This window comes from Novosphingobium subterraneum (genome assembly GCF_000807925.1).
Lineage (GTDB): Bacteria > Pseudomonadota > Alphaproteobacteria > Sphingomonadales > Sphingomonadaceae > Novosphingobium > Novosphingobium subterraneum.
The window spans coordinates 1-26516 of sequence record NZ_JRVC01000004.1; the positions used below are offsets into that span (position 1 = coordinate 1).

Below are 26516 nucleotides of genomic sequence, written 5' to 3' on the forward strand. Positions count from 1 at the left end.
TCCGAAGGGAGAGGAGCGGGTTGGCCTTGTGCCCTCTCCTGACCTGTGGGCGGAGTGTATAACCTATATGGTTCTTTTTGTCAAGCTTGTCCGTACTGACCCAAACCGTCATCCTGGGCTTGACCCGGGATCCCGCTTCCTTGGTTCACAGGAAGCGCAGAAGAAAAGCGGGGCCCGGGTCAAGCCCGGGGCGACGGTAGGTTTGGAGAATGTCTGGTGTGTGCTCAGAACAGGTCCAGCTGGCCGTTGGGGCTGGGCTTCCTGAATTGCGCGCAGTCCAGATCGATGCGGGCCTTGCCGATGCCGTGCTTGCGACAGGCGACGCGGAAGCGGGTGCGGATGAGGTCGGCCCAGATGCCATTCGGCTTCATGCGGGTGAAGAACTGCGCGTCGTTGTCCTTGCCGCCGCGAACCGACTGGACGATCCCCATGACTTTCGATGCGCGATCCGGGAAGTGCGTGTCGAGCCATTCGCGGAACAGCGGGGCGACTTCGTGTGGAAGGCGCAGCATGATCCAACTGGCCGACCTCACGCCACGTTCTGCGGCGGCCTCAAGGATGCCTTCCATGAACTGGTCGGTGATCGAAGGAATGACCGGGGCGACCGAAACATGGGTGGGGATGCCGGCGGCAACAAGCTTTCCAAGGGCTTCCAATCGCTTGGCAGGACTGCTTGCACGCGGTTCGAGAAGGCCGGACAGGCGCGGGGCGAGGCTGGTGACCGAGATGCCGACCGCGGTCAGATTGCTGCGGGCGAGTTCGGCCAGCAGGTCCAGATCATCCAGTACGCGCGCGGACTTTGTGGTGATGGTGACCGGGTGGCGCAATTCGAGGCAGAGTTCGAGCACCTGGCGGGTGATGCGGTAACGGCTTTCGATCGGCTGATAGGGATCGGTATTCGTGCCCATGGCAATGGGAGCGGGCATGTAGCCGGGCTTGGCCAGGGTTTCACGCAGTAGCTTTGCCGCATCGGGTTTGGCAAAGAGCTTCGTTTCGAAATCGAGGCCGGGCGAGAGATCGTGCCAGGCGTGGGTGGGCCGAGCGTAGCAGTACACGCAGCCATGCTCGCACCCCCTGTAGGCGTTTACCGAACGATCAAAGGGGATGTCGGGCGAGCGGTTGAAGGTGAGGATCGAGCGGGAATGTTCTTCGGTGACCGTCGTGCGCAGCTTGGGACCGGGACCGTCGATATCCTCGCGAGCGTCGAGCCAGTCGCCGTCAACCTCGCGCGTGGCGAGGCCGAAGCGTGTCGGGACATTTGCGGATTGTGCGCCTCTGCCATGGACTGCCATGGCTGGATTGGAACATAAGTGGAACGAAAATGCAATAGCGATTGGAAAGACTTACTTTTCCAGCAGCCTCGGCATCAGTTCGACAAAGTTGCAGGGCCGGTTGCGGCTGTCGAGCTGTTCGTCGAGGATGCCGTCCCAGCCGTCCTTCACCGCGCCATTCGAGCCGGGCAGGGCGAAGATATAGGTGCCGCGCGCGACGACGGCGCAGGCGCGTGACTGAATCGTGCTGGTGCCGATGGTCTTGTAGGACAGCCAGCGGAACAGTTCGCCAAAGCCCGGGATGTCGCGCGTCTTGACGCGGTCGAGGGCTTCGGGCGTCACGTCGCGGCCGGTGAGACCGGTGCCGCCGGTGATGACGACGGCATCGACGGTGCGATCGTCGATCCAGTTGTTGAGGCGACTGGCGATGCGGTCGGCATCGTCCTTTTCCATGGCGCGGGCAGCGAGCTTGTGGCCCTTGGCCTTGATGCGTTCGGCGAGGATATCGCCCGATGTATCCTCGGCCGGGCCGCGGGTGTCGGAAACGGTGAGCAGGGCGATGTTGATCGGCTTGAATTCGCGCGAAGTATCAATTGCCACGCGATGCGATCCTCACATTATCTGCGCCTGAAAGGCCGGGGAACTTGGGCCACATGCCCTGGACAAGGCCCATGCGGCTTTCCGACGGGCCGCCGGCCTGCTTTTCGTACATCCAGTAATTGCGCATGACGATGGAAACGTAGCCGCGCGTTTCCCAGTAGGGGATCGATTCCATCCACAGCAGCGGATCGCTGCCGCCGCGGATTTCCGTGTTCCAGCGGCTGATCGGCAGGGGGCCGGCATTGTAGGCGGCCATGACCTTGGGCAGGAGGCCCTGCGTCGCATCGGAATCGCGCAACTGCTGGAGGTACTGCTGGCCGAAGGCAAGGTTGACGTCAGGCAGGTCGAGCTGGCGATCGCGCCCGGCCATTGCCGGCTCTACGCGGGCCATGTCCTTGGCCGTGCCGGGGCGGACCTGCATCAGACCCTTGGCCCCGGCCGGGCTGGTGACGGCCGTGCGGAAGTTCGATTCCTGCAGCGAATGGGCAAAGAGCAGCGCGGGATCGACCTTCCAGCCCGTGGCCGGCGTCCACTTCGGCGCAGGGAAGCGCGCGGATTCATCGGGACGGGCCCCTGCCGGGGCATTGTAGGCCATCCACAGCTGGGTGGAGGGGAGGCCCAGATCGCGGGCAAGGCGCGAGAGCGGGGCATATTGCCCGGGCGCGCCGATGCGGGCCTGATGGCGCAGGACTTCGTCGGCAAGGCCGTCTTCGCCGATTTCGGCAAGCTGCACGGCGGTGCGGATGTTCGGAACGTCGCGAAGCTGCTGCCAGTCATTCTGCGAGAAGTCCGGCGCCACCGGCGGCGTGCTTTCGCGCATGCCCAGCGCTTCGGACGCCATCATGCCGTAGAGCGTTTCGCGGAAGCGGGCGGCGTTGCGCAGCGAGGCCGAGACCTTTTCCGGCTTGCGGCAGCGCAGCCAGGCGCGGCTGGCCCAGTAGTGTGCGGCGGACGCCAGTTCGTCGTTCTGGGCTGATCCTGCGGTCTTTTCAAAGGCGTCGGCGGCGGCGAGGCAGTCGCTCAGGCGCCAGCTGGCAAGGCCTGCGGTCCAGTAGGCTTCCGCGACCCACGGGCCGGTGCCTTCGGCGGCGGTGAGCGAAAGAGCGCGGGCGGTGGCGTCGTCGTTCTCGATATAGAAGGCCCAGCCGACCTTCTGCCGCCATTCGGCGCGAGCAGCGGGCGAGAGCGTGGCATCGACCCCATCGAGCAGGACGCGGGCACCGACGGGATCGTCAAACTTGATGCGGTCCTGAATCGCGGCGGCGACGCCGGCCGGCATCGTACCGTCATCGATCGGGCGCGGCTTGATGCGCTTGGAAACGGTGGGAAGGCTGACAAGACGCTGTGCCTGCGGCAGGGCGGGCATGTCGGTGGCGCCGCGCTTCAGGGCGAGGCGACCGAGCTGCTCCGCCCACGGCAAGTCCGGAGCCTTGGCCAGCACTTCAGTGATCGGTGCGAGCTCTGCCTTGGGCGAGGTTGCGGCCAGCATGTACTGGGCGCGGGCTACCGTATGGAGAGGCCCATCGGTCCGCTGGGCGAACAGCGTCTGCACCTGCGTCCAATCCTCGCGCTCGATCGCGGAGAACAGGCTCTTGTAATAGGAGCGATCGTCGGCGCTCAGCAGCGAGGGGACGGCGGTGCGATCGGCGCGGCCACGGAAATAGTCGACCGCGGCGCTGTTGGCGTGAGCCGGGACAGCCGAAAGCCCAAGCGACGAGGCCGCGAGCGCGAGCAGCGTGAACGTCTTGGCGCGAGCCAGCTTCAAATCGTTTCGGTCCCCGTCCATTCGAGCCAGCGGCTCCACAGACCTGCCTTGAGGGCAGGGCGCTGCAGCATGGCTTCGAGATCCCACGCCGGCAGCGCGGGAAGTGGTGGCCCTTCTTGATTAATTGCCCGTAAACTTTGAGCCAAATTCGGCGGGTCGTTGCCGAGAAGCGCCGAAATGCCTGATGCGCCCAGGATCAGCAGTCGTTTCGGAGCGGCAAGAGTGATGTGGTGGAGGAGAACTTCGCCGAGGCCCGACTCCTTGTGGAGGTGCCAATCGGGCATCGGCACGTGGGCTGGAAGGGCAGAGGCGATGTAGGTTCGGGACCGGTCAAGGCCAAACGCGGCCAGCATGGCATCGAGCAATCGGCCTGCACGCCCGGAGAGAAGGGTATCGCCATCGTCTGCCGAGGGCATCGGCACCAGGATCATCAGGTCCGCACCTTGCGCGCCGACCGGAGGCAGGCGATGCAACCCGGCGGGCGCGAGGGCGGGTTCGGCCAACCACCAAGGGGCGAAGGCTTCAAAGGTCTGCGGCCAATCAGCCTTGGCGCTAACCTTGGCCACCTTGGGCGAATCATCGCGCTCTGCCGTGAGTTCGCGCAGCGGCTTCATCGGGGCCGGTGGTGCAGCTTCCCTTGGCTTGCGCGCTTCGGACAGCCAGTCTTGAGCATCGTCAACGAAGGCATGGTCTACGCCCGCATCGCGCCACCAATCGAGCGCGGCCGTAACGGCATCGCGCCACTGATGATTTTCTGCGTTAGCGATATCGGGCAACCTGTCTTTCCTTCCAGTCCAATTTGCGGTCTTGACCTTGCCTGTGCCCTCTTTCAAGGCACATTCGAAATTCAATCGTGCGTTTAGCAGCAGTCGGGAGATATCGGGGCATGAGCGAACGGGAATCGATGCCGTATGACGTCGTCATCGTTGGCGGAGGGCCTGCGGGCCTGGCTGCTTCGATCCGGCTTAAGCAGGTGAACCCGGAAATTTCGGTCTGCATCCTGGAAAAGGGTTCGGAAATCGGCGCGCACATCCTTTCGGGCGCGGTGGTAGACCCGAAAGCGCTCGACGAACTGCTTCCGCAATGGCGCGAACAGGGCTGCCCGATGGCCGAAGTGCCGGTGACCGACAATTGGCACTGGGTGCTGTCGAAGAAGGGCAAGGTCTCGATCCCGCACTGGCCGATGCCGCCGTTCATGTCGAACGATGGCAATTATACCGGCAGCCTTGGCAACCTGTGCCGCTGGCTTTCGGAACAGGCGATGGAACTGGGCGTCGAGATCTTCCCCGGCTTCCCCGCGGCGGAGATCCTGTTCGACGAGAATGGCGCGGTCATGGGCGTCGCGACCGGCGACATGGGCATTGCCAAGGACGGTTCGAAGAAGCCCGATTATCAGCCGGGCATGGAACTGCACGCCAAGTACACGCTGTTTGCCGAAGGCGCGCGCGGGCACCTGACCAAGCGGCTCAAGGCGCATTTCGACCTCGAGCGCGATTGCGAGCCGCAGGTCTATGGCATCGGCATCAAGGAGCTCTGGGACATCGATCCCGAGAAGCACGTTCCGGGCCGGGTGATCCACACGCAGGGCTGGCCGCTTTCGGAATCGAATTCGTGGGGCGGCGGGTTCCTCTACCACCAGGCCAACAACCAGGTGGCATTGGGCTTCGTTACCGCGCTCGATTACGCCAATCCCTATGTCTATCCGTTCGAGGAATTCCAGCGCTGGAAGCAGCACCCGGAAATCCGCGCGATCCTGGAAGGCGGACGCCGCGTGTCGTACGGCGCGCGTGCGATCAATGAAGGCGGCTGGCAATCGGTGCCGCGCCTGTCGTTCCCGGGTGGCGCGCTGATCGGCTGCTCGGCCGGCTTCGTCAACGTGCCGCGCATCAAGGGCAGCCACACCGCGATGAAGAGCGGGATGCTGGCCGCGGAGTCCATCGCGGCGGCGATGGCAGCTGGGCGCGAGAAGGACGACATGGTCGAGTACGATGCGGCCGTGCGCGAAAGCTGGATCGCCAAGGAGTTGAAGAAGGTCCAGAACGCGCAGCCGCTGGTGGCCAAGTTCGGCGGTGAGCTGGGCACGGTGCTGGCTGGCGCGGACATGTGGCTGCGCACGATCGGCGGCTTTGGCATCTGGAAGCCGATGAAGCACCACCGCGACAGCGAGGCGACGCAGCGCGCCGACCTGTACAAGCCGATCGCGTACCCCAAGCCTGATGGCGTCATCACCTTCGACCGCCTGACCAGCGTCTCGTTCTCGTACACCAATCACGAGGAAGACCAGCCGAGCCACCTCGTGCTGAAAGACCCGACGGTGCCGACGCGGATCAACCTGCCGCTCTATGCGGGCCCCGAGCAGCGCTACTGCCCGGCGGGCGTCTATGAGTACGTCGGCGTGGAGGAAGGCAACCCGCGCCTGCAGATCAACGCCCAGAACTGCGTCCACTGCAAGACTTGCGACATCAAGGACATGACCCAGAACATCGAATGGGTCACGCCTGAGGGCGGCGGCGGGCCGAACTATCCGAATATGTGAGGTTGAGTTCCTCCCCGGCACGGGGAGGGCACACTCACTCTGGTCAGCATACATGAAGTCATGAGCTTGCGAACATCGCATCGACATTGGTAAACCGAGGCTGGAGGCGCCTGTTTATGGCCTACTCGCTGTTGGTGATGCTGTTTTCAGCTGCGCTTGCTTGGATGCTTGATTTGTATAGCAGGATGCTTGGGGAAATGTCCGCCCTTCGAAGACTGACTTGAAGCATGTCTCGACGGCAAGCCCGGTGACCAAGCTTTCATTGAAATATCGAACCGCCTCGAGATGGGGAGGTATCGTTGGTTTCTGGTCAATTTTTATTTCAGTTTGGCTTTTTGGATCCACAATGAACTTCTGGGGGTGGTTGAGCTTGGGACTCCTCGGGGCGGTTTCCGTTGTAGCGGCAGTTTTTTCGCATTGGTGGCTTATCTCTTGCCGCACCCTTAGGCCAAAGAGATGAAAGAAACCGCTTACGCCAAGATCAACCTTGCGCTGCATGTGCGGCGGCGCAGGGAGGATGGGTATCATGAGCTTGAGACGCTGTTTGCCTTCGTGGATGCGGGGGATGTGCTGAGCGCTTCGTCTGCGCAGGCGGATTCGCTGCGCGTTGTCGGCGAGTTTGGCGGGGCGCTGGACGATCCGTTCGGCAATATCGTGGCCAAAGCCTTGCAATCGCTGCCGCATGGGCCGGGCTGGGCGGTGACGCTGGAGAAGAATCTGCCGGTGGCGGCCGGGCTGGGTGGCGGATCAGCCGATGCCGGGGCGATATTCCGGATGGTTCGGGACAGCCATGGTTTGCCGGAGGACTGGCATGCGCGAGCGGCGAAGCTGGGGGCGGACGTGCCGGCTTGCGTCGAGAGCGTGGCGTGCATCGGACGCGGAACCGGAACCGAACTGGAGCCGATCGCCAACGATCTGGCGGGGACGCCTGTGCTGCTGGTCAACCCTCGCATTCCGCTGGCGACCGGGCCGGTGTTCAAGGCTTGGGATGGCGTTGATCGCGGGCAGATGGAAGGTGACAACCTCAGGGAAATGGCGCTTGCGGGCCGCAATGATCTGGAAGCTCCGGCACTGACGCTCGTGTCAGAAATTGGCGATGTGCTGAGAGCCTTGGAGCAGACGGGCGCGTGGTTGACGCGTATGTCAGGATCAGGCGCGACGTGCTTCGCGCTCTATGATAGGCCTGAGCTGCGCGATGCCGCCAAGGTGGCTATGCCGGCGGGGTGGTGGACCTTGGCGGGGGCCCTGCGATGAGCGAGGCCTTTGCGATCCTTGGTCAGCCGCGCTTCGGGGGCATTCTGGTGGTGTCGGACCATGCTTCCAACCGCGTGCCCGATGACATCGACCTTGGCATCGCTCCCGAACTGCTGGACCAGCACATCGCGGTCGACATCGGCGTGGCCGAAGTGGGGGCGCTGATGGCGCAACGTCCCGGCATTGCGGCGTTTCAGGGTGGGGTGAGCCGTCTGGTCTGCGATTTCAACCGTGAAGAGCATCTGCCGACCGTGGTGCCGATTGCCAGCGATGGCCATGCGATCCCCGGCAACGCGCTCGATCATGCAGGCCATGAAGCGCGGCTGGCGCGGTTCTTCCGGCCCTATCACGATGCGCTGGCCGACCTTCTGGCCGATGTGCCGCAAGCGCTGATCCTGTCCTTGCACAGCTTCACGCCGCAACTCGCCTCGAGCGATGAGCCTCGGCCCTGGCACGTGGGCGTGCTCTACAACGAGGATGATCGCGCAGCGCGGATCGCCATTCCAATGCTTGAGGCCGAGGGGCTCTGCGTCGGGGATCAGCTGCCCTATTCGGGCAGGCTGCTTAATGCGACGATGAACCGCCATGCCGAGGCGGATGGAAGGCCCTACCTGGGCATAGAGGTGCGGCAAGACCTGATCAGCGATGCTAAGGGCCAAGCTGAATGGGCCGAGCGGCTGGCGCGGATTGCCAATCAGGTTGCGGTCGCAATCAGTTAGGTTTTCTGCCACTTTTGGCTGACATAGTTGTAATTAATACTTTCGACAGCGGCTGATTCCGTCGGCTAGGGAACGATCCCAAGTCGCTCATAAAAACTGATTCCCTGTCCGGAGTTCGCACAATGCCCCCCTATCGTTCACGCACCACCACCCATGGCCGCAACATGGCGGGCGCGCGCGGACTTTGGCGCGCAACAGGCATGAAGGACGAGGACTTCGGCAAGCCGATCATCGCGGTGGTCAATTCGTTCACGCAGTTCGTGCCGGGCCATGTCCACCTCAAGGACCTCGGCCAGATGGTGGCGCGCGAGATCGAGGCGGCTGGCGGCGTTGCCAAGGAATTCAATACCATCGCGGTCGATGACGGGATCGCCATGGGCCACGACGGCATGCTCTATTCATTGCCGAGCCGTGACCTGATCGCCGACAGCGTGGAATACATGGTCAACGCCCATTGCGCCGACGCGATGGTCTGCATTTCCAACTGCGACAAGATCACGCCTGGCATGCTGATGGCGGCAATGCGGATCAACATTCCGGTCGTGTTCGTCTCGGGCGGGCCGATGGAAGCGGGCAAGGTAATCCTCAAGGGGAAGGAGCACGCGCTCGATCTGGTCGACGCTATGGTGGCCGCGGCCGACGACACGATGACCGACGAGGAAGTGACTGCGATCGAGCGGTCGGCCTGCCCGACCTGCGGTTCGTGCTCGGGCATGTTCACGGCCAATTCGATGAACTGCCTGACCGAGGCGCTGGGTCTTTCGCTGCCGGGCAATGGCTCGACGCTGGCTACCCACGCTGATCGCAAGCGCCTGTTCCTCGAAGCGGGGCGCCTCGCCGTGGACCTGTGCAAGCGCTACTACGAGGAGGACGATGCCAGCGTCCTGCCGCGCTCGATTGCCAGTTTCGATGCGTTCGAGAATGCGGTTTGCCTCGATATCGCGATGGGCGGTTCGACCAACACGGTGCTGCACCTGCTGGCGGCGGCGCACGAAGCGGGCGTGAACTTCACGATGTCGGACATCGATCGGCTGAGCCGTCGGGTGCCGTGCCTGTCGAAGGTCGCGCCGGCCAAGAACGACGTGCATATGGAGGACGTCCACCGGGCGGGTGGCATCTACGCCATTCTTGGAGAGCTGGATCGTGCGGGCCTGATCCACACGCACCTGCCGACCGTGCACAGCCGCACGCTGGCCGAAGCGCTGGATCGCTGGGACATCAAGCGCACCAATTCGCCAAGCGTGCAGGAATTCTTCAAGGCGGCGCCGGGCGGCGTGCCGACGCAGGTGGCGTTCTCGCAGGACCGTCGCTGGAAGGAACTGGACCTTGACCGCGAGACCGGCGTGATCCGTTCGGCCGAACACGCCTTCAGCAAGGACGGCGGGCTTGCCGTGCTCTATGGCAACATCGCGCGCGATGGCTGCATCGTGAAGACGGCGGGCGTTGACGAGAAGATCCACAAGTTCTCGGGGCCGGCCAAGGTCTATGAAAGCCAGGACGCGGCGGTGACGGCGATCCTGACCGGGCAGGTCGTGGCAGGGGACGTGGTGGTGATCCGCTATGAAGGGCCGAAGGGCGGCCCGGGCATGCAGGAAATGCTCTATCCCACCAGCTACCTCAAGTCGAAGGGGCTGGGCGCGGCGTGCGCACTGCTGACCGACGGGCGCTTTTCGGGCGGGACTTCGGGCCTTTCCATCGGCCATGCCTCGCCGGAAGCGGCCGAGGGTGGCGAGATCGGGTTGGTCCAGAACGGCGACATGATCGAGATCGACATCCCAAACCGCACCATCCATCTGGCGGTGAGCGACGAGGAATTGTCGCACCGTCGTGCGGCCCAGGACGCCAAGGGCTGGAAGCCGGCGCAGGAGCGGCCGCGCCAGATCTCGACGGCGCTCAAGGCCTATGCCGCGATGACCACCAGCGCGGCGCGCGGTGCGGTGCGCGACCTCAAGCAGCTGGGCATCGACTGATGCGCAAGGGGCTGCCAGCGCTGCTGATCTGCGGGGTGCTGGCTGCCTGCTCAAAGGCCGAGGACGCGCCGAAGGGGCGGGTGATCGATTGCGCAGTGGGCGGATCGGCGAAGTTCCTGCCGGAATGCTTTGTCGAGGACTCGCGCGTGGGTGGCAAGCGCTTCCTGACCGTGCGGCACAAGGCCGGGGGTTTTCGCCGGTTTGAGATGGTGAACGACGGGCGCGGCGTGGTATCGGCTGACGGGGCCGACGAGGCGACGGCGCAGTGGTCGTCGCAAGGCGTGCTCGAAGTTTCGGTCGCGGGAGACCGCTATCGCTTTCCGGCAAGGATGAAGGACGATGCCCCGCTGCCGTGAGCCTGTGCTTTCGCAAGTACTCACAGTGGCGCAGATGCGCGCCGCAGAGGAGGACCTGATTGCGGCGGGCTCGACTGTCGATGCGCTGATGCAACTGGCCGGGCGCGGGGCGGGCGAGTGGGTACGCCGGATCGCGGGCGGCGGTTCGGTTACCGTGCTGTGCGGGCCGGGCAACAACGGCGGCGATGGCTGGGTCATCGCCGAATACCTTCGCGAACATGGCAATGCCGTGCAGGTCGTGCAGGCGCGCGAGCCGGTGACGGATGCGGCGCGCAATGCCAAGGCCCTGTATCGCGGGGCGGTCGTTTCGGCGGGAAGTGTGACGGCGGGGGACGTGTTCGTCGACTGCCTGTTCGGAAGCGGGCTGACGCGCGCCTTGCCGGATGATCTTCTTGCCCTGCTGTGCGATTTGGCGGCGCTGCATCGCCATCGCATTGCGATTGATCTGCCGAGCGGAATCGAAAGTGACAGCGGCGCCGCGCTGAATGAGGGCTTGCCGGAGTGGTCGTTGACAGTGGCGCTGGGGGCGTGGAAGCATGCCCACTTTGCCATGCCTGCCTGTTCGAAGATGGGCGCGGTCAGGCTGGTTGATATCGGCGTGGCGGCACTGCCGGGCGCGGCGCGGGTCCTGGCGAAACCGAAGCTGGAGGCACCTGCAGCCGATGCGCACAAGTACCGGCGCGGGATGCTCGGGATCGTCGCCGGAGAGATGCCAGGCGCAGCCTTGCTGGCGGCGACGGCCGCGCTGCGGGCAGGGGCGGGATACGTGAAGCTTGCAGCGCAGGCAGCGCCCTTGGTGGTCCCGCCGGAGTTGGTGGTGACCGGCGACGCTGCGGGAATGCTGGCCGACGCGCGGACCTCGGCGCTACTGGTAGGGCCGGGTCTGGGCCGGTCTGATGAAGCGTCGCGCCTGCTCGCTGCTGCGCTCCATGCTGGCCGACCGACAGTGGTGGATGCCGATGCGCTGGTCTTGTTGCGACCGGCGATGTTGTCTGGTGCACAATGCATTCTGACCCCGCACGAGGGCGAGATGAGCGCGCTGGAGCGGGCTTTCGGGCTGTCAGGGGCTGGCTTGCGGCGAGATCGCGCGCTCGCTCTGGCTGAGGTTTCAGGCGCGGTCGTGGTGCTGAAAGGGCCGGATACGCTGATTGCCGCGCCCGGTGGCGAGACTGTTCTGGCACCGCGCGCTTCATCGTGGCTTTCGGTGGCAGGGACGGGCGACGTCCTGGCGGGAGCCATCGCCAGCCGCCTTGCCACGCATTGTCAGGACTTGGAGCAAGCCTTGCGCGCCGCCGAAGAAGGCCTATGGCTCCACGGCGAAGCGGCGCGGCTGTGCGGGCCTGCGTTCACGGCCGGAGAACTGGCCCATGCCGTGCAGGCAGCGCTGAAGGCCTGCCACGGAGGTGGCTACGAAGGAACTTCTTGAATGAGCGAGTCAGATCTGATCGTGCGTGTTGCCGCCAAGGGGGAAGGCGCAACGGCAGACGGCAGATACGCGGCGCTGGCGGCTCCCGGCGATGTGCTGCAGGCTGATGGTTCGCTGGTGCACGGTCCCAACCACGTCGATCCGCCGTGTCGGCACTTTCCCGCCTGCGGCGGTTGCCAGTTGCAGCACCTGTCCGAGAATGCGCTGGCCGAATACGTGCACGATCGCGTCGTAGGTGCGGCGAAGGGACAGGGGATCGCGGACGTGGTAGCCACGGCGGCGCACATCTCCCCGCCACGTTCGCGCAGAAGGGCGACCTTGCATGCGCAGGCGATCGGCAAGCGCGTGGTCATCGGGTTTCGCGAGCAGGGTTCGCACAAGATCGTCGACATGCGCGAGTGCCATGTTCTGGCGCCTGAACTGTTTGCACTGGTAGCGCCCCTGCGCGCCCTGCTCGAGGAATGGGGCGACCGCAAGCTGGCGGTCGATATCGAGCTGGCGCTGGCCGATCAGGGTGTGTCCGTCGGCTTGAAGGGGCTGACTGCCGAAGGTCTGGCGAAGACCGAAGCCTTGCTCGACTTTGCGCGGGCCAACAGCCTGGCGCGGCTGACGATGGATTCTGGCTATGGCGCCGAGGGCGTGTGGGAGCCGGAGCCGGTAACGGTCACCCTTGGCGGGACGCCGGTTTCGCTGCCGCCCGGAGCTTTCCTGCAGGCGACTGCCGATGGCGAGGCAGCGCTTGTGGGTGCGGCGCGCGAATGGCTGGCCGGGGCACCCACGGTGGCGGATCTGTTTTCAGGGCTTGGCACCTTCGCCTTTGCCCTTGCGGGTCCGAAGACAAAGGTGCTGGCAGCCGAAGCGGCGCGCGATGCGCATCTTGCCTGCCAGGCGGCGGCGCGAATGAACGGTCGACCGGTCCATCCGCTGCACCGGGACCTGTTCCGCAATCCGCTGCGGGTGGAAGAACTGGATCGCTTTGCATCCGTCGTGCTCGATCCACCACGGGCGGGCGCGGAGGAGCAGGTGGAGCAGATCGCCCTGAGCAAGGTTGCGCGCGTGGTCTATATCAGCTGCAACCCCGCGAGCTGGGCGCGCGACGCGGTCAAGCTGATCTCGGGCGGTTACAGGCTGGCGGAGCTGCGGCCGGTGGGCCAGTTCCGCTGGTCGACGCACGTGGAGCTCGCCAGCCTGTTCGTCCGCGATTGAATCAGGCGGCGAAGACGATCTTCGCGGCGTGGTAGATCAGCGCCATGAGCGCGACGCTCGACAGCGAGAACAGGATGAAGCGGACCATGACCTTGTTCACGGTCGCCTGCACCAGTGAGTGGACAACGCGCAAGGCTACATAGGCCCATGCCACAGTCGCGCTGGTGCCGTTGCCGGCCCCTGCGACAGCGATGACGAGGCAGACCGCGTAGAACAGCGTCGGCGCTTCGTGCAGGTGGTTGTAGTTGTGGGCCTTCCATTGGACGCTGGCGGGAAGCAGATCGTCGAGCGTCCTGGTGGGGTCCTTGGCGAGACTGTCTGGATCGAGCTTTGCCGCATTCATGGCCGGAATGCGGGTGACGTACATCCACAGCCACATGACCATGGTCCACGCCATCAGTGCAACGGCAGGTTGCAGGATATGGGCAATCTTCATTGGCATTCTCCCCCTTTTTTATGGCTTATCCGTGGCCCATGGTCGCTCCCAGCGCGCGCAGGGCCAGCCCGATCAGGCACAGCGTTGACAAAAGGAACAGGCTGAAGCGCACAGGCACGCGGTTGACGGTTGCCTGCCAGATCGAGTGGACGATGCGCAGGACAACGTAGCCCCATGCCAGCATGACATCGAGCGAGGCCGACCCCATGATCGCAAGGATCATCACGGTGGCGTAGAACAGCGTCGGCTGTTCCATGAGGTGGCTGTAGTTGTGCGCCTTCCAGTTGATCTCGTCGGGCAGCACGCCTTCGAGGTCCTGTCCGCGCCCGCCGGGCTTGGCTTTGCCGAGGCCACCCTTTTGCTTGAGGGCTGGCAGCCGCGTTCCGGCCATCCAGAACAGCATGACAATCGACCACAGCACAAGCACCGCGGCGGGCGTGAGGATTTGCGCCTGCATCTTCAGATCTCCCCCGAGAATTGCCGGGAGAGTGCGAGGTGCGAGTTAGATTGTCAAATGCAACTTATCCGTGGTGCGCAATCACTTGGGCAAAGGCGGCCGGGTCGACGTTGCCGCCCGAGAGCAGGACGGCGGTACGGCCATCTGCTGCCACCTTGCCGGCGAGCAACGCGGCGAGGCCTGCTGCTCCGCCCGGCTCGACGACCAGCCTCAGCTTGCTGAAGGCATAGCGCTGGGCGGCGCGCACTTCCGCTTCGGTTACGCTCAAGCCCCTGAGGCCCCGCGCGGAGAGGACGGCGAAGTTGATGGGGAAGGTGGCGGGCGTCTGCAGCGCGTCGCACGCTGTGGGAGGGGCGTCGCGAGGGACGCGCTGGATCGCGCCACTGACGAGGCTCCGGGCGACATCGTCCCAGCCATCGGGTTCGACGGGCACGATCTCGGCGTCGGGCAGGGCAAGGGCGAGACCGGCAGCAAGGCCGCCGCCGCCGCAGGGCGTGACGACGCGGGTCGGCCCGCCATCGGCGAAACATTCCATCTGCGCGGCCAGTTCGATTCCGGCGCTGCCCTGACCTTCAATCACCCATGGATCGCCAAAGGCATGGACAAGCGTTGCCCCGCTTTGCGCAACAAGTGTAGCGGCCACGGCATCGCGATCCTCGCCGCCGGGCCGATCATAGAGCACGACGTCTGCGCCAAGCTCGCGCGTGGCGGCGAGTTTCACTTGCGGCGCGTCATTGGGCATCACGATCCGGGCCGCAATGCCGAGCCGGCGGGCGGCCCAGGCCACGCCTTGCGCGTGGTTGCCGCTCGATACGGCGATGACGCCGCGGCTGCGCTCGTCATCGGTCAGGTCAGACAGCCGGTGCCACGCGCCGCGAATCTTGAAGGCGCCGACGGGCTGGAGGCATTCGGCCTTGCACCACACGGTTCCGCCGTTCGGCAGTTCAAGCGGAAGCAGCGGCGTTTGCGGCAGAAGCTGCGCCATCTTTTCCGCAGCGCGAAGGACCCCTGCGCGGGTGGGAGCGCGTGTTGCGACAGAAGTACTTGGGCCAATATCGGGACTTGGGTTTGTCATGGCTCTACTCTAAAGGGCCTGCCCATGAATGTCCTGCGCGTTCGATCGAGAGGTCCGGAACGCGACGGGACAAATGGCATTTGGAGCAATCATGGCAAAAGTTCTCGTCATCGGCGCAGGCGGCGTCGGCTCGGTCGCGGTCCACAAGATGGCGATGAATTCTGACATCTTCACCGGCATTGCGCTGGCGAGCCGCACCAAGTCCAAGTGTAATGCCATTGCTGCTTCGGTGAAGGAGCGCACCGGAGTCACGATCGACACCTACCAGATCGACGCGGATGACGTTACCGCAACCACGGCGCTGATCAACGAGGTCAAGCCCGTCCTCGTCGTCAACCTCGCGCTGCCGTACCAGGATCTCAACATCATGGACGCCTGCCTTGCTGCCGGCGTCAACTACATGGACACCGCGAACTACGAACCGATCGACGAGGCCAAGTTCGAATATTCGTGGCAGTGGGCCTATCAGGACAAGTTCAAGGAGGCGGGCCTGATGGCGCTGCTGGGATCGGGCTTCGATCCGGGCGTGACCAGCGTCTTTGCCACCTGGTTGAAGAAGCACAAGCTCGACACTATCCGCACGCTCGACATCCTCGATTGCAACGGCGGCGATCATGGCCAGCACTTTGCCACCAACTTCAATCCGGAAATCAACATCCGCGAAGTGACCGCGCCTGCGCGGCACTACCTCAACGGTGAGTGGGTGGAGACGCCGGCGCTGACCATCCGCCAGCAGTTCGACTTCGAGGAAGTCGGCCCGAAGAACATGTACCTGATGTACCACGAGGAACTCGAAAGTCTCGCGCATCACCTGCCCGAGATCGAGCGCATCCGCTTCTGGATGACCTTCGGCGATGCCTATATCACGCACCTCACAGTGCTGCAGAACGTGGGCATGACCCGGATCGATCCGGTGATCTACGAGGGCAAGGAAATCATCCCGCTGCAGTTCCTCAAGGCGGTGCTGCCCGAACCGGCTTCGCTCGGCCCCACGACCAAGGGCAAGACCAACATCGGCGATATCGCCACGGGCCTGAAGGATGGAGAAGAGAAGACCTTCTACATCTACAACATCTGCGACCACGAGGACGCCTATCGCGAGACCGGCAACCAGGCGGTGAGCTACACCACCGGCGTGCCCGCGATGATCGGCGCGGCGATGATGGTGCAGGGCATCTGGTCGGGCGCCGGCGTGTTCAACATGGAACAGTTCGATCCTGATCCCTACATGGACATGCTCAACAAGCACGGGCTACCGTGGCAGGTGAAGGAATTGGCGGGTCCGCTGGCGTTCTGATCTTTCTGCGTCCCCGCGAAGGTGGGGGCGTTCCACGTCTGATGCCGTTTTGGACGGAATGGGGCCCCCGCCTGCGCGGGGGTCCATTGTTTTGAAGTGAGGCTTAGCATGGAAACCAGAGCGGGCGATCCGGGGGCTTTTGCGCAGTTTGACCTGAACCGGGTGGATAGCCCGGCGTTCGTCGTGGACGCGGCGAAATTGCGGGCCAATCTGGCGGTGCTGGCCGACGTGCGGGACCGCGCCGGGATCAAGCTGCTGGCGGCGCTCAAGGCGTTTTCGATGTGGAAGGTGGCGCCGATCGTCGGGGAGTATCTCGACGGCGTGTGCACGTCCGGCCTGTGGGAAGCCAAGCTGGCGGCCGAGCACTATTCGGGCGAGATCGCGACGTACTGCGCGGCCTACAAAGCTGAGGATCTGCCCGAGATCCTACGGCTATCGGATCATGTGATCTTCAATTCGCCCGGCCAGCATGCGCGCTTTGCGGGCGAGATCGCGGCAGCGCAGGCTGTCGGAGACAAGTTCGACATCGGCCTGAGGATCAATCCACTGCACGCCGAGGGCGAGGTGCCGCGTTATGACCCTTGCGCGCCGCATTCGCGTCTGGGCTTCCCGGTGGATCAGTTGTTGCCAAAACACCTGGAAGGCGTATCGGGCCTGCATTTCCACACGCTGTGCGAGCAGGATTTCAAGCCATTGAAGCGCACATGGGAGGCGCTGGAGGCACGGATTGCGCCGTACTTCGGGCAGCTCAAGTGGCTGAACTTCGGCGGCGGCCACCACATCACCCGCGCCGATTACCAGCGTGAGGACCTGATCGCATTCCTGCGTGAGGTGAAGGCGCGCACGGGTTGCGAGATCTATCTGGAGCCGGGCGAGGCCGTGGCGCTGGATGCGGGAATTCTGGTCGGCACCGTACTCGACACGCACTGGAACGGGATGCAGCTTGGGATTACCGACATTTCGGCGACCTGCCACATGCCCGACGTGATCGAGGCACCTTATCGTCCGGCAATGCTGGGCGAACTGCCCATCGACGAGTACGAGGATGGCGGGGAGGGAGGCGCTCCGGTGCGTCTTGGCGGGCCTTCGTGCCTCGCGGGTGATGTGATCGGCGATTACCGCAAGCCCGGGTTGGCGCAGCCGGGCACGCGCTTTGCGTTTCTCGATCAGGCGCATTACTCGATGGTCAAGACCACGACCTTCAACGGCGTGCCACTGCCGTCGATCTGGCTGTGGGACAGCAAGAGCGATGCGCTCGAGAAGGTGCGCGGCTTCACTTACGAGGACTTCCGCGACCGTCTTTCCTGAGGCATGCTGCCTGCTGACAACAATGTTGGCGGGAGAAGGCAATGGCGGGCGATTTGCTCGATGGTGTGACGAGCGATCCGGTGCGCATGGGCTGGATGCAAGGTTCGCCGCCGCCTGCCGACAAGATCCTGCTCGCCTCGCGCGCGGACCACATGCGGTTTCCGATGATCCGCTGGTCCTATTCCAACATGCGCCAGTTCGTGCCCTCGCGACGTGTGGCCGCGGGGGACGAGAGCAAGGCGCTTGAACGGGCAATTGACGAGGGGCTGGGGCAGATCCGTTTCGTACCGCTGAATGCGGATGAGCCGATGTCGCTGGAACAGTCGCTGACGCAGGCCTTCACCGATGGCATTCTGGTCCTGCACCGCGGCAAGGTGGTGTTCGAGCGCTGGTTCGGCGTGACCGGGCCGGAGACGAGGCATATCGCCTTTTCGGTAACCAAGAGCTTCGTCGGAACGCTTGCCGAGATGCTGGTCGAGGAGGGCAGGCTTGATCCTGCGGCGCTGGCGTCGGATTACCTGCCGGAACTGACCGGGAGCGGGTTTGGCGATGCGACGGTGCGCCAGGTGCTGGACATGACCACCGCGCTCGATTTCTCCGAGGATTATGCCGATCCCAACTCTGGCATCGGGGCCTACAGTGCGGCTCTTGGGCTGACGCCGAGGCCGGTGGACTATGCCGGGCCGATTGATCTTGCGTCGTACCTGCCCCGCATCGGCAAGGCGGGTCAGCACGGGACAGGCTTCACCTATCGCACGCCCAATACCGAAGTGCTGGCGTGGATGATTGCGCGGATCGAGCGGAAGCACTTTGCCGAGGTGCTGTCGGAGCGGATCTGGCGGCCGCTGGGCATGCGGGGCGATGCCGACCTCATCGTGGACCAGGCGGGAACGGCCTTTGCCGGTGGCGGGTTGAACCTGAGGCTGGAGGACCTGGCGCGGTTTGGCGAGGCGATGCGCCTTGGCGGGCTGGGGGTCATTCCCGAAGCCGTGGTGCAGCGGGCGACGCATGGCGGAGAGCCGGCGCATTTCGACCGCAACCGCTATCCGCAACTGCCGGGTTGGAGCTATGGCAGCCAGTGGTGGATCAGCAACAACAACCGCGGCTGCTTCTCCGCGCGGGGCATCCACGGGCAGACTCTGTGGGTCGATCCTGCAGCGGAAATGACGGTGGCACGATTCGCATCGCACCCCACAGCTGCCAATGGCGCCAACGATCCGCTGTCACTCCCGGCATGGGCTGCACTGGCCGAAGCATTAAGTTCCTGATTTTTCGCGATCTGTCTGGATTTGTTTCATTTTCCTGACAGGACTTTTGGGCAGCGTTATTTTCACTTGAGATTCATGCGCAGGGCCTTATTTACCCCCCTCTCGCTGCCCCATGGGGACTTCCAAACCGCAAGGCAGCTTCGTTCAACGTTCCGTTTGGGGGTCCCTTGAGTTGCACATCCATCCTGACGCACTGGCTGTAGTTCGCGCCTCCGCGCCTGAACAACCCGCCATTTTGAACCGTCCGCACGCCGCCGCGCGCGCTGCCCGCTTCTTCGTCGAGAAGTTTCCGGGCAAGTCGCTGTATGCGGTGAAGGCGAATCCGTCGGCCGATCTGATCCGCATCCTGTGGGATTCGGGCGTAACGCACTATGACGTCGCCTCGATCGCGGAAGTGCGCCTGGTGCGCGAGACGCTGCCCGAGGCAGTGCTGTGCTTCATGCATCCGGTGAAGGCTCCGGCTGCGATCCGCGAAGCCTATCACACCTATGGCGTGCGAGTGTTCAGCCTCGATTCGATCGAGGAGCTGGAGAAGATCAAGGCTGCGACGGCAGACTCGGAGGGCAACGTGCCCGAAGACCTGACGCTGTGCGTGCGCCTGCGCGTTTCGTCGGAATACTCGGAGCTGAGCCTCGCCTCGAAGTTCGGCTGCGATCTGGCCAATGCGGCAGAACTGCTCCAGGCGACCCGCCAGGTGGCGGACTCGCTGGGCGTGTGCTTCCATGTCGGCAGCCAGTCGATGAGCCCGCATGCCTATGTGCAGGCGTTGGAGCGTGTGCGTGCCGCGATCGTCGATGCTTCGGTCCTTGTCGACATCATCGACGTGGGCGGTGGCTTCCCCTCGATCTACCCGGGCATGGAACCGCCGCCGCTCGAAGACTACTTCGGCGTGATCGACCGTACCTATGAATCGCTGCCGGTTTCCTACTCGGCCGAACTGTGGTGCGAGCCGGGCCGTGCGCTGTGCGCGGAATACAACTCGATGATCGTGCGCGTCGAACGTCGCCGCGGCGCCGAGCTGTACATCAACGATGGCGCTTATGGCGCGCTGTTCGACGCGGCCCATGTCGGCTGGCGCTTCCCCGTCCGCGTGCTGCGCGACGAGGTAGCGAACGATATCGACACCGAGATCGAGCTGGAGCCGTTCAGCTTCTATGGCCCGACCTGCGACGACATGGACCACATGGAAGGTCCGTTCGAACTGCCGGTGGACATGAAGGTTGGCGATTACATCGAGATCGGCATGCTCGGCGCCTATGGCGCGGCAATGAAGACCGCGTTCAACGGCTTCGGCGCCACGGAAGTGTTCGAAGTGACTGACGAGCCGATGTCGAGCCAGTATCGGGGCGATCGTCGCGATCCGCGCGTTTCGGACAACGTGGTCTCCCTGCGCTGATTGCCGGCGCGATTGAGCAAACAACGAAGGCCCCGCCGCGAGGTGGGGCCTTTCTCGTTACGGCTGTGCGAAGACGGCGCGATAGATGACTGCCGCGGCAACCAGCCACAGTACCATGACAGCGATGAGCCCGCCGGTTGAGCGTGGCTTGCCGACTGCGCTGGCACGTTCGCGCAGGTCCTGCATGAGCGGTGCGGGGATCATCCTGACGGCAAGCGCGATGCCAAGCGGCACGAGGATCACGTCGTCAAGATAGCCGAGGATCGGGATGAAATCGGGGATGAGGTCAATAGGGGACAGGGCATAGGCGGCGATGATGGCGGCGGCGACTTTAGCTGCAACCGGCACGCGCGGATCGCGCGCGGCAAGCCACAGGGCCACCACATCACACTTGATGCGCCGGGCCCATGCCTTGAGATCCTGGAGTGCCTTTACTGCCACCAGCTCGAAGTAGGAGCGCGGGCCGCGGTTACAAGCTTCAGTCGAAGCCGACGAACCGGGCGGCTTCCTCCACGCTCTTGCGTTTGCTGACGACTGCATTGGCGGGGAATTCAGGATCGGGCCAGCCCAGCGCGACCGCTTTCATGATGACCTGATCGTCAGGGATGCCGGCATGTTCGCGCACGACCGGGGATTGCATGATGCCTTGCGAGTTGATCACGCAGCCGAGGCCGCGCGACCATGCCGCGTTGACGAGTGCGGTGGTTACGGCGCCGCAGTCAAACGCAGTATCGTCGCTGCCGGATAGCTCACGGTCATACGTGACGATAACGCAGACCGGTGCGTCGAACTGGCGGAAGCCGCGCAGCACCCAGTCCTGGCGCGCGGGCGCATCGTCGCGGGCAATGCCCATGGCGCCGAACAGCTGCTTGGCAACTTCGACCTGCCGGTCACGATGAACGCCGGCGAAGGGGTTGCCCTTGCGGAACTCGCGGCTGTCAGGCTCGCCTGCGAGGATGCGCTCGGTATTGCCTTGGCGAATTCGGTTGAGCGATTCGCCAGTGACGACATGGAAGTGCCAGGGCTGGGTGTTCATCGAACTGGGAGCGCGCATCGCCAGCGTGAGGATTTCCTCGATCAATGCGCGCGGCACCGGCTTGTCGAGATAGCCGCGGATCGACCGGCGACCGAGGACCACTTCGTCGTAGGACAGAACCGACATGCACTCTCCCGGCCTTTAATTGATCGGTTAAGGTTAGCGCCGGGGGCAGGAAAGGCAAGCCCAACGAAAAAGCCCTCCCGGTTGGGGAGGGCTTTTTGACTTGCAGAAGCGCAAAGATCAGGCCGCCTTCTGGATTTCCATTTCCATGCGCTGCCAGATCTCGACCAGCGCCTCGGTCAGCTCGTCCATCATCGCCTCGGTGTGCGAAGGGCCGGGGGTGAAGCGCAGGCGCTCCGTGCCGCGGGGGACGGTGGGGAAGTTGATCGGCTGGACGTAGACGCCGTATTCGGCGAGCAGGATATCGCTGATCTTCTTGGCGCGGACCGGATCGCCGACCATCAGCGGCACGATATGCGTGGTCGAGGGCATGACCGGAAGGCCCGCGTCGGCAAAAGCCTTCTTCAGATAGGCTGCAGCGGCCTGCTGTCCTTCGCGTTCCTCGCTCGACGCCTTGAGGTGGCGGACCGAGGCGAGGACGCCTGCGACCAGCACCGGGGAAAGCGAGGTGGTGAAGATGAAGCCGGGGGCATAGGAGCGGATCACATCGATGATCTTGCGATCAGCCGCAATGTAGCCGCCCATGACGCCGAAGGCCTTGCCCAGCGTACCCTCGATGATGTCGATGCGGTGGGCAGCTTCGTCACGATCGGTGATGCCGCCGCCGCGCGGACCGTACATGCCGACAGCGTGGACCTCATCGATGTAGGTCAGTGCGTTGTACTTCTCGGCAAGGTCGCAGATCGCGTGGATCGGGGCGACGTCACCGTCCATCGAATAGACCGATTCGAAAGCGATCAGCTTGGGCAGGGCGGGGTCCGTCTCTGCCAGAAGCTGTTCGAGATGCTCGACGTCGTTGTGACGGAACACCTTCTTTTCCGCGCCCGAATTGCGGATGCCCGCGATCATCGAAGCGTGGTTCAGCTCGTCCGAGAAGATCACGCAGCCGGGCAGGATCTTGGCCAACGTGGATAGCGTGGCGTCGTTCGAGACGTAGCCCGAGGTGAACAGCAGCGCGCCTTCCTTGCCGTGCAGGTCGGCCAGCTCTTCCTCAAGCTGGATGTGGTAGTGCGTGTTGCCACCGATGTTGCGCGTGCCGCCCGAGCCGGCGCCGACATTGTGCAGCGCCTCTTCCATCGCCTCGATCACCTTGGGGTGCTGGCCCATGGCGAGGTAATCGTTCGAGCACCACACCGTGATCGGCTTCGGGCCATTGTGTCCGGCAAAGCAGCGCGCATTGGGATAGGCGCCCTTGTTGCGCAGGATGTCGATGAAGACGCGGTAGCGACCTTCGGAGTGCAGACGCTCGATCGCAGAATCAAAAACCTGATCGTAATTCACCCCGCCGCTCCTTCCTGCAACGAAAGCGCATCCGCGCTCCCGAGGCCCGATCCCGTTGGGCCACCGGCGAATGGGCGGCTTCTACGCCTGTTCAAAACGCATTGCCAGCCTCATTTGGCATAACTGCCCGAAAGTCGGAGCTATTTGGTTGTCCTGGCCTTACGTAGTTCCGGCGCAAGCGTGATCCCATACTCCGGCCCCTTGGGCATCACCCATTCGGCGTCGTGGGAAGGGACGATCACGAGGCCTTCATGTTCTTTCTTCAGAGCCTTCAGCCCCTTCAGCCAGCCCATGACGGAGGAGCGGTCCTCAGGCACCAGCCAGTCCGCCAGGAGGCGCGAACGCGGCGTTGGAATCTCGACATTGGCGGCGAGCGACGCGGTGTCTCCGGCGAAAATGTATTCCCGGCCCGAGGCGAGACGCACGTAGATCATTTCCGAGGCAGGAGTGTGCCCCGGCGTCTGGATCAGCACCACGCCCGGGGCAACTGCCTCGATCGCGGCGAACTTGCGCGGGGCGTGGAGCAGCCGGGCATTCTCGCGCCAGAGTGCGTTGATATTGCCCATCATGCCTTCAGAAACGACGGCTTTTCCTTCGATGCTCTTGAAGCGGGGGTGATCGAGGAATCCACCCACATGATCGATGTGCGCATGCGTGAACAGGATCATCGCGGCACGATCCATCCACACGTTCACCAACTGCTGAGCCCGCGGGCTGTATGCCTCGAAGCCCATGCTGCGGGCGTCGACCTCCGAGATGCCCGGATCGATCACGATGCCGCCTTCGGGAGTCTCGATCCGCCATGCCGTGATGGCGCTGGTGATCTGTCGCAGGCCCGTGCCGGCAGCCAGCGCGGCACCGGGAACATCGCGCATTGCCACTGTGGCAAAGGTGATGGCCGTGGGCTTGTCGCCCTTCATGCCATCGGCCGCCTTGCGCAGTGCACCAAGGTCAATCCTGCGTGCCGGCACTTGCGGTCCGGCGTTCACCAGAAGCCAGTAATAGGCAAAGCCGAGAACTGCCAGCAGCACGATCATGAACTTGGAAATCTTGCCCAAGGCCTGTCCTCCCGGTCGTGCCTGCGTCAAAACGTCTCTATCCGATCAAGCCCGTGCCGCGCCAGAGCCCGACGCAGGGCCGCCACGTCTTCGCCATCGCGGGTGAACAGGGCAAGATCCGGCCCGGCGCGATGCCATGACTGGCCCTGCGTCAGGTAGGCAATGCGGCGGGCGATGCCATCCGAACCGTCCACGAATTGAACGCCAGGCCCGAAGGCCTCGGCAAGTTCATCCTGCACCAGTGGAAAATGCGTGCAGGCAAGGACGACGGTATCGATCCGGTCGCCGCCGGGCATCTCTTTCAGCGCTTGTGCGGCGCGGCGGTAGATGGACGGATCGACCGTCTCGCCGCGCAGCTTGGCCTCCGCTGCAGCGACCAGTTCGGGCGCGCCATGGCGCAGGAGCAGCTTCTCGCTGGCAAACTCTGCCTCCAGTCGATCGACATAGGCCTGCCGGATCGTGGCAGCCGTGCCGAGCAGGCCGATGACGCCGGTTTTGGTCATGGCCGCAGCGGGCTTGATCGCCGGTACGGTGCCGACGATGGGCACTTCCAGCACCTCGCGCACGGCGGCCAGCGCAATGGTCGAAGCGGTGTTGCAAGCGATGCACACCAGCCTCGGGCGGAGGCGCTCGGTCAGCCTGCCGAGCAGCCCGGAGACCCGCGCTGCGATCTGGGCCTCGGTCTTGTCGCCATAGGGCAGACCGGCATTGTCTGCGACGTAGATCACCGGCGCAGCGGGCAGGACGTTCCGCACCTTCTTCAGCACGGAAAGCCCGCCCACGCCCGAATCGAACAGGAGCAGCGGAGCGGCGGCATCGGGTTGGGGAGAAGCGGTCATCTGGCGGGCTTGTATCGGGAATGGCGATAAAATGGAAAGTGGCCTCTTTCGCTTTTGTGGAGGGACAGGATATGAGCGGGGCGTGGAAACGCTCATGCCCCTGCTCGTCGGCTATCTGCTTGGCTCCGTGCCTTTCGGCCTCGTCCTTACGCGATTGACCGGGGGTGGCGATCTGCGCGCCATCGGTTCAGGGAACATCGGGGCGACTAACGTGCTGCGCACCGGCAAGAAGGGCGTCGCCGCAGCAACGCTCCTGCTCGACATGGGCAAGGGGCTGGCGGCGGTGCTGCTGGCTCGCCACCTCTGGCCGGGAAGCGAGCCGCTGGCAGCGCTTGCCGCCGTGCTCGGCCATTGCTTCCCGGTCTGGTTGAAGTTCAAGGGCGGCAAGGGCGTGGCGACGATGATGGGCGTGTCGCTGGGGCTCGCCTGGCCGATCGGCCTTGCTTATGCAGTGGTCTGGCTCGGCGTGCTCTTCGCCAGCCGCATTTCGTCGCTGGGCGGGATGAGCGCCGCTCTTGCTGCTCCGGCTGCAGCGCTGCTTCTGGGCTGCACCGCGTACGCTCCCGTCCTGGCGCTGCTGGCGCTGCTTGTCCTGTTTCTGCACCGCGAGAACATTGCCCGCCTCCGCGCCGGGACCGAGCCCAGGGTCGGCAGCAAGAAGTGAGCGCGGCGGCTGAAGCCACCCTCTCTCGCGACGAGGCCTTCGCCCGCATCCGCCTGCTGCGTTCGCCTAATATCGGACCGGTCAGCTACACCCAGTTGCTGCGCCGCTTCGGCACGGCCAGCGCCGCACTAGAGGCTTTGCCTGATCTGGCAGCGCGGGGCGGGGCGCCCTACCGTCCGGCTGCCATCGACCGTGTTGAGCGCGAGATCGCTTTGGTGCGCAAGGCCGGAGCCCGCTACCTGTTCCATGACGGGCCGGATTATCCCGTTCTGTTGGCCGAGCTCGAAAGCCCTCCGCCAATCCTGACGGTCCGGGGAGACGTGGCGCTGCTGCAGCGGCCTTCGGTTGCCGTGGTCGGGGCGCGCAATGCCTCGGCCGCCGCGGTGAAGCTATCGCGCGACTTTGCCACTGCTCTGGCCGGCCAAGGGTACGCCGTGATCTCCGGGCTGGCGCGCGGGATCGATGCGGCAGCCCATCGCGGCGCGCTGGCAGGCATGGAGCATGGCGGCGGTACGGTCGGCGTGATCGCCAGCGGGATCGACATCAGCTATCCGCCCGAGAACGCCGAGCTGCAGGAACAGGTGGCCTGTGAGGGGCTGCTCATCGCGGAAATGCCGCCGGGCACCGAACCGCTCGCCCGCCACTTTCCGCATCGCAATCGCATCATCGCCGGGCTGGCCACCGGGACACTGGTGGTGGAAGCCGCGCCGAAATCCGGTTCGTTGATCACGGCGCGACTGGCGGCAGAGGCGGGACGCGAGGTCATGGCCATTCCCGGATCGCCGCTGGACAGCCGTTCGCACGGCTGCAACCAGCTGATCCGGGAAGGGGCAATTCTGGTGCAAAGGCATGAAGATGTGGTGGAACTGCTGGTCGGCTTCAACGGTCAGCCGCGTTCGAGCTTCCGTGAGAAGGCTCCGGCCTACGAGGCTGCACTCGAAGACGAGGCTGCGGATATTGCCAGCCTGCTGACGCTGGCTCCGGTAGCGGTGGACGAACTGATCCGCCAGAGCGGCGCGAGTGCAGGCGCGGTGCAAATGGCATTGCTCGAACTGGAACTGGCGGGCAGGCTGGTTCGTCACGCAGCAGGGCGGGTAAGCCTAATGTCCTGAGCC

25 protein-coding genes are annotated in these 26516 nt (G+C 64.3%); 13 read left to right on the forward strand and 12 right to left on the reverse strand.

The window, feature by feature from the left end; all coding sequences use genetic code 11:
• Positions 1 to 224: 224 nt before the first annotated feature.
• From NJ75_RS04720 to NJ75_RS04735, 4 genes are read right to left on the reverse strand one after another with little or no spacing between them, the layout of a single operon-like run.
• Complete coding sequence (locus NJ75_RS04720; protein ID WP_039332002.1) at positions 225 to 1292, reverse strand: PA0069 family radical SAM protein; 1068 nt, start codon at positions 1290 to 1292, stop codon at positions 225 to 227.
• Positions 1293 to 1343: 51 nt separating this feature from the next.
• The gene (moaB, locus tag NJ75_RS04725) at positions 1344 to 1871 is read right to left on the reverse strand and encodes a molybdenum cofactor biosynthesis protein B (protein ID WP_039332003.1); all 528 of its coding nucleotides are present in this window, start codon (positions 1869 to 1871) and stop codon (positions 1344 to 1346) included.
• On the reverse strand, positions 1861 to 3657 hold the full coding sequence (locus NJ75_RS04730; protein WP_039332005.1) for a lytic transglycosylase domain-containing protein: 1797 nt from the start codon (positions 3655 to 3657) through the stop codon (positions 1861 to 1863). The genes moaB and NJ75_RS04730 overlap by 11 nt, the downstream gene beginning before the upstream one ends.
• On the reverse strand, positions 3633 to 4412 hold the full coding sequence (locus tag NJ75_RS04735) for a uracil-DNA glycosylase family protein (protein WP_052242008.1): 780 nt from the start codon (positions 4410 to 4412) through the stop codon (positions 3633 to 3635). The genes NJ75_RS04730 and NJ75_RS04735 overlap by 25 nt, the downstream gene beginning before the upstream one ends.
• 110 nt (positions 4413 to 4522) lie before the next feature.
• Here NJ75_RS04735 and NJ75_RS04740 point away from each other — a divergent pair, with 110 nt between their 5' ends.
• The 7 genes from NJ75_RS04740 (at position 4523) to NJ75_RS04770 (ending at position 13103) form a co-directional block, all read left to right on the forward strand.
• Positions 4523 to 6172: an electron transfer flavoprotein-ubiquinone oxidoreductase gene (locus NJ75_RS04740; protein WP_039332007.1), complete on the forward strand. Its 1650-nt coding sequence runs from the start codon at positions 4523 to 4525 to the stop codon at positions 6170 to 6172.
• A gap of 456 nt (positions 6173 to 6628) precedes the next feature.
• Entirely contained in the window at positions 6629 to 7426 is a 798-nt protein-coding gene (locus tag NJ75_RS04745; RefSeq protein WP_039332009.1) for a 4-(cytidine 5'-diphospho)-2-C-methyl-D-erythritol kinase, read from the forward strand.
• Positions 7423 to 8145, forward strand: a complete 723-nt coding sequence (locus NJ75_RS04750) for an N-formylglutamate amidohydrolase (RefSeq protein ID WP_039332349.1) — start codon at positions 7423 to 7425, stop codon at positions 8143 to 8145. Before NJ75_RS04745 ends, NJ75_RS04750 begins: the two co-directional genes overlap by 4 nt.
• A 122-nt stretch (positions 8146 to 8267) precedes the next feature.
• Positions 8268 to 10115 carry a dihydroxy-acid dehydratase gene (gene ilvD / locus NJ75_RS04755; RefSeq protein ID WP_039332011.1) on the forward strand — a complete coding sequence of 616 codons (1848 nt, stop codon included), beginning with the start codon at positions 8268 to 8270 and terminating at the stop codon, positions 10113 to 10115.
• Positions 10115 to 10471, forward strand: a complete 357-nt coding sequence (locus NJ75_RS04760; protein WP_052242010.1) for a hypothetical protein — start codon at positions 10115 to 10117, stop codon at positions 10469 to 10471. Before ilvD ends, NJ75_RS04760 begins: the two co-directional genes overlap by 1 nt.
• Positions 10455 to 11897 carry a bifunctional ADP-dependent NAD(P)H-hydrate dehydratase/NAD(P)H-hydrate epimerase gene (locus tag NJ75_RS04765; RefSeq protein ID WP_039332013.1) on the forward strand — a complete coding sequence of 481 codons (1443 nt, stop codon included), beginning with the start codon at positions 10455 to 10457 and terminating at the stop codon, positions 11895 to 11897. Before NJ75_RS04760 ends, NJ75_RS04765 begins: the two co-directional genes overlap by 17 nt.
• On the forward strand, positions 11898 to 13103 hold the full coding sequence (locus NJ75_RS04770; RefSeq protein ID WP_039332016.1) for a class I SAM-dependent RNA methyltransferase: 1206 nt from the start codon (positions 11898 to 11900) through the stop codon (positions 13101 to 13103).
• Position 13104: 1 nt separating this feature from the next.
• Here the strand turns inward: NJ75_RS04770 and NJ75_RS04775 are convergent, their stop codons facing one another.
• From NJ75_RS04775 to NJ75_RS04785, 3 genes are all read right to left on the reverse strand, one after another.
• Positions 13105 to 13539: an MAPEG family protein gene (locus NJ75_RS04775; RefSeq protein WP_039332019.1), complete on the reverse strand. Its 435-nt coding sequence runs from the start codon at positions 13537 to 13539 to the stop codon at positions 13105 to 13107.
• 25 nt (positions 13540 to 13564) lie between these two features.
• Positions 13565 to 13996 carry an MAPEG family protein gene (locus NJ75_RS04780; protein WP_039332022.1) on the reverse strand — a complete coding sequence of 144 codons (432 nt, stop codon included), beginning with the start codon at positions 13994 to 13996 and terminating at the stop codon, positions 13565 to 13567.
• 64 nt (positions 13997 to 14060) lie between these two features.
• On the reverse strand, positions 14061 to 15071 hold the full coding sequence (locus NJ75_RS04785; protein ID WP_039332023.1) for a threonine ammonia-lyase: 1011 nt from the start codon (positions 15069 to 15071) through the stop codon (positions 14061 to 14063).
• A 91-nt stretch (positions 15072 to 15162) separates the two neighbouring features.
• Here NJ75_RS04785 and NJ75_RS04790 point away from each other — a divergent pair, with 91 nt between their 5' ends.
• From NJ75_RS04790 to NJ75_RS04805, 4 genes are all read left to right on the forward strand, one after another.
• Positions 15163 to 16368, forward strand: a complete 1206-nt coding sequence (locus tag NJ75_RS04790) for a saccharopine dehydrogenase family protein (RefSeq protein ID WP_039332353.1) — start codon at positions 15163 to 15165, stop codon at positions 16366 to 16368.
• Between the two features lie 108 nt (positions 16369 to 16476).
• Positions 16477 to 17676 carry a carboxynorspermidine decarboxylase gene (locus NJ75_RS04795; RefSeq protein ID WP_039332024.1) on the forward strand — a complete coding sequence of 400 codons (1200 nt, stop codon included), beginning with the start codon at positions 16477 to 16479 and terminating at the stop codon, positions 17674 to 17676.
• A 41-nt stretch (positions 17677 to 17717) separates the two neighbouring features.
• The gene (locus NJ75_RS04800; RefSeq protein ID WP_039332025.1) at positions 17718 to 18944 is read left to right on the forward strand and encodes a serine hydrolase domain-containing protein; all 1227 of its coding nucleotides are present in this window, start codon (positions 17718 to 17720) and stop codon (positions 18942 to 18944) included.
• Positions 18945 to 19116: 172 nt separating this feature from the next.
• The gene (locus NJ75_RS04805; RefSeq protein ID WP_039332027.1) at positions 19117 to 20340 is read left to right on the forward strand and encodes a type III PLP-dependent enzyme; all 1224 of its coding nucleotides are present in this window, start codon (positions 19117 to 19119) and stop codon (positions 20338 to 20340) included.
• A gap of 57 nt (positions 20341 to 20397) precedes the next feature.
• Here NJ75_RS04805 and NJ75_RS04810 read toward each other — a convergent pair whose 3' ends face one another.
• The 5 genes from NJ75_RS04810 to murI all read right to left on the reverse strand — a co-directional run bounded on the left by NJ75_RS04810 (position 20398) and on the right by murI (position 24737).
• Positions 20398 to 20781 carry a YkvA family protein gene (locus NJ75_RS04810; RefSeq protein WP_039332029.1) on the reverse strand — a complete coding sequence of 128 codons (384 nt, stop codon included), beginning with the start codon at positions 20779 to 20781 and terminating at the stop codon, positions 20398 to 20400.
• Positions 20782 to 20818: 37 nt separating this feature from the next.
• On the reverse strand, positions 20819 to 21502 hold the full coding sequence (locus tag NJ75_RS04815; RefSeq protein WP_039332031.1) for a nitroreductase: 684 nt from the start codon (positions 21500 to 21502) through the stop codon (positions 20819 to 20821).
• Between the two features lie 117 nt (positions 21503 to 21619).
• Entirely contained in the window at positions 21620 to 22840 is a 1221-nt protein-coding gene (gene hemA / locus NJ75_RS04820) for a 5-aminolevulinate synthase (RefSeq protein WP_039332033.1), read from the reverse strand.
• A 140-nt stretch (positions 22841 to 22980) separates the two neighbouring features.
• Positions 22981 to 23898: an MBL fold metallo-hydrolase gene (locus NJ75_RS04825; RefSeq protein WP_039332035.1), complete on the reverse strand. Its 918-nt coding sequence runs from the start codon at positions 23896 to 23898 to the stop codon at positions 22981 to 22983.
• 26 nt (positions 23899 to 23924) lie between these two features.
• Complete coding sequence (gene murI / locus NJ75_RS04830) at positions 23925 to 24737, reverse strand: glutamate racemase (protein WP_052242012.1); 813 nt, start codon at positions 24735 to 24737, stop codon at positions 23925 to 23927.
• A 94-nt stretch (positions 24738 to 24831) separates the two neighbouring features.
• Between murI and plsY the strand changes: the two genes are divergently transcribed.
• Together plsY and dprA are read left to right on the forward strand one after the other, a co-directional pair.
• On the forward strand, positions 24832 to 25401 hold the full coding sequence (plsY, locus tag NJ75_RS04835; RefSeq protein ID WP_082013283.1) for a glycerol-3-phosphate 1-O-acyltransferase PlsY: 570 nt from the start codon (positions 24832 to 24834) through the stop codon (positions 25399 to 25401).
• Entirely contained in the window at positions 25398 to 26513 is a 1116-nt protein-coding gene (gene dprA, locus NJ75_RS04840; RefSeq protein WP_039332038.1) for a DNA-processing protein DprA, read from the forward strand. Before plsY ends, dprA begins: the two co-directional genes overlap by 4 nt.
• The last annotated feature ends 3 nt before the right edge of the window (positions 26514 to 26516 follow it).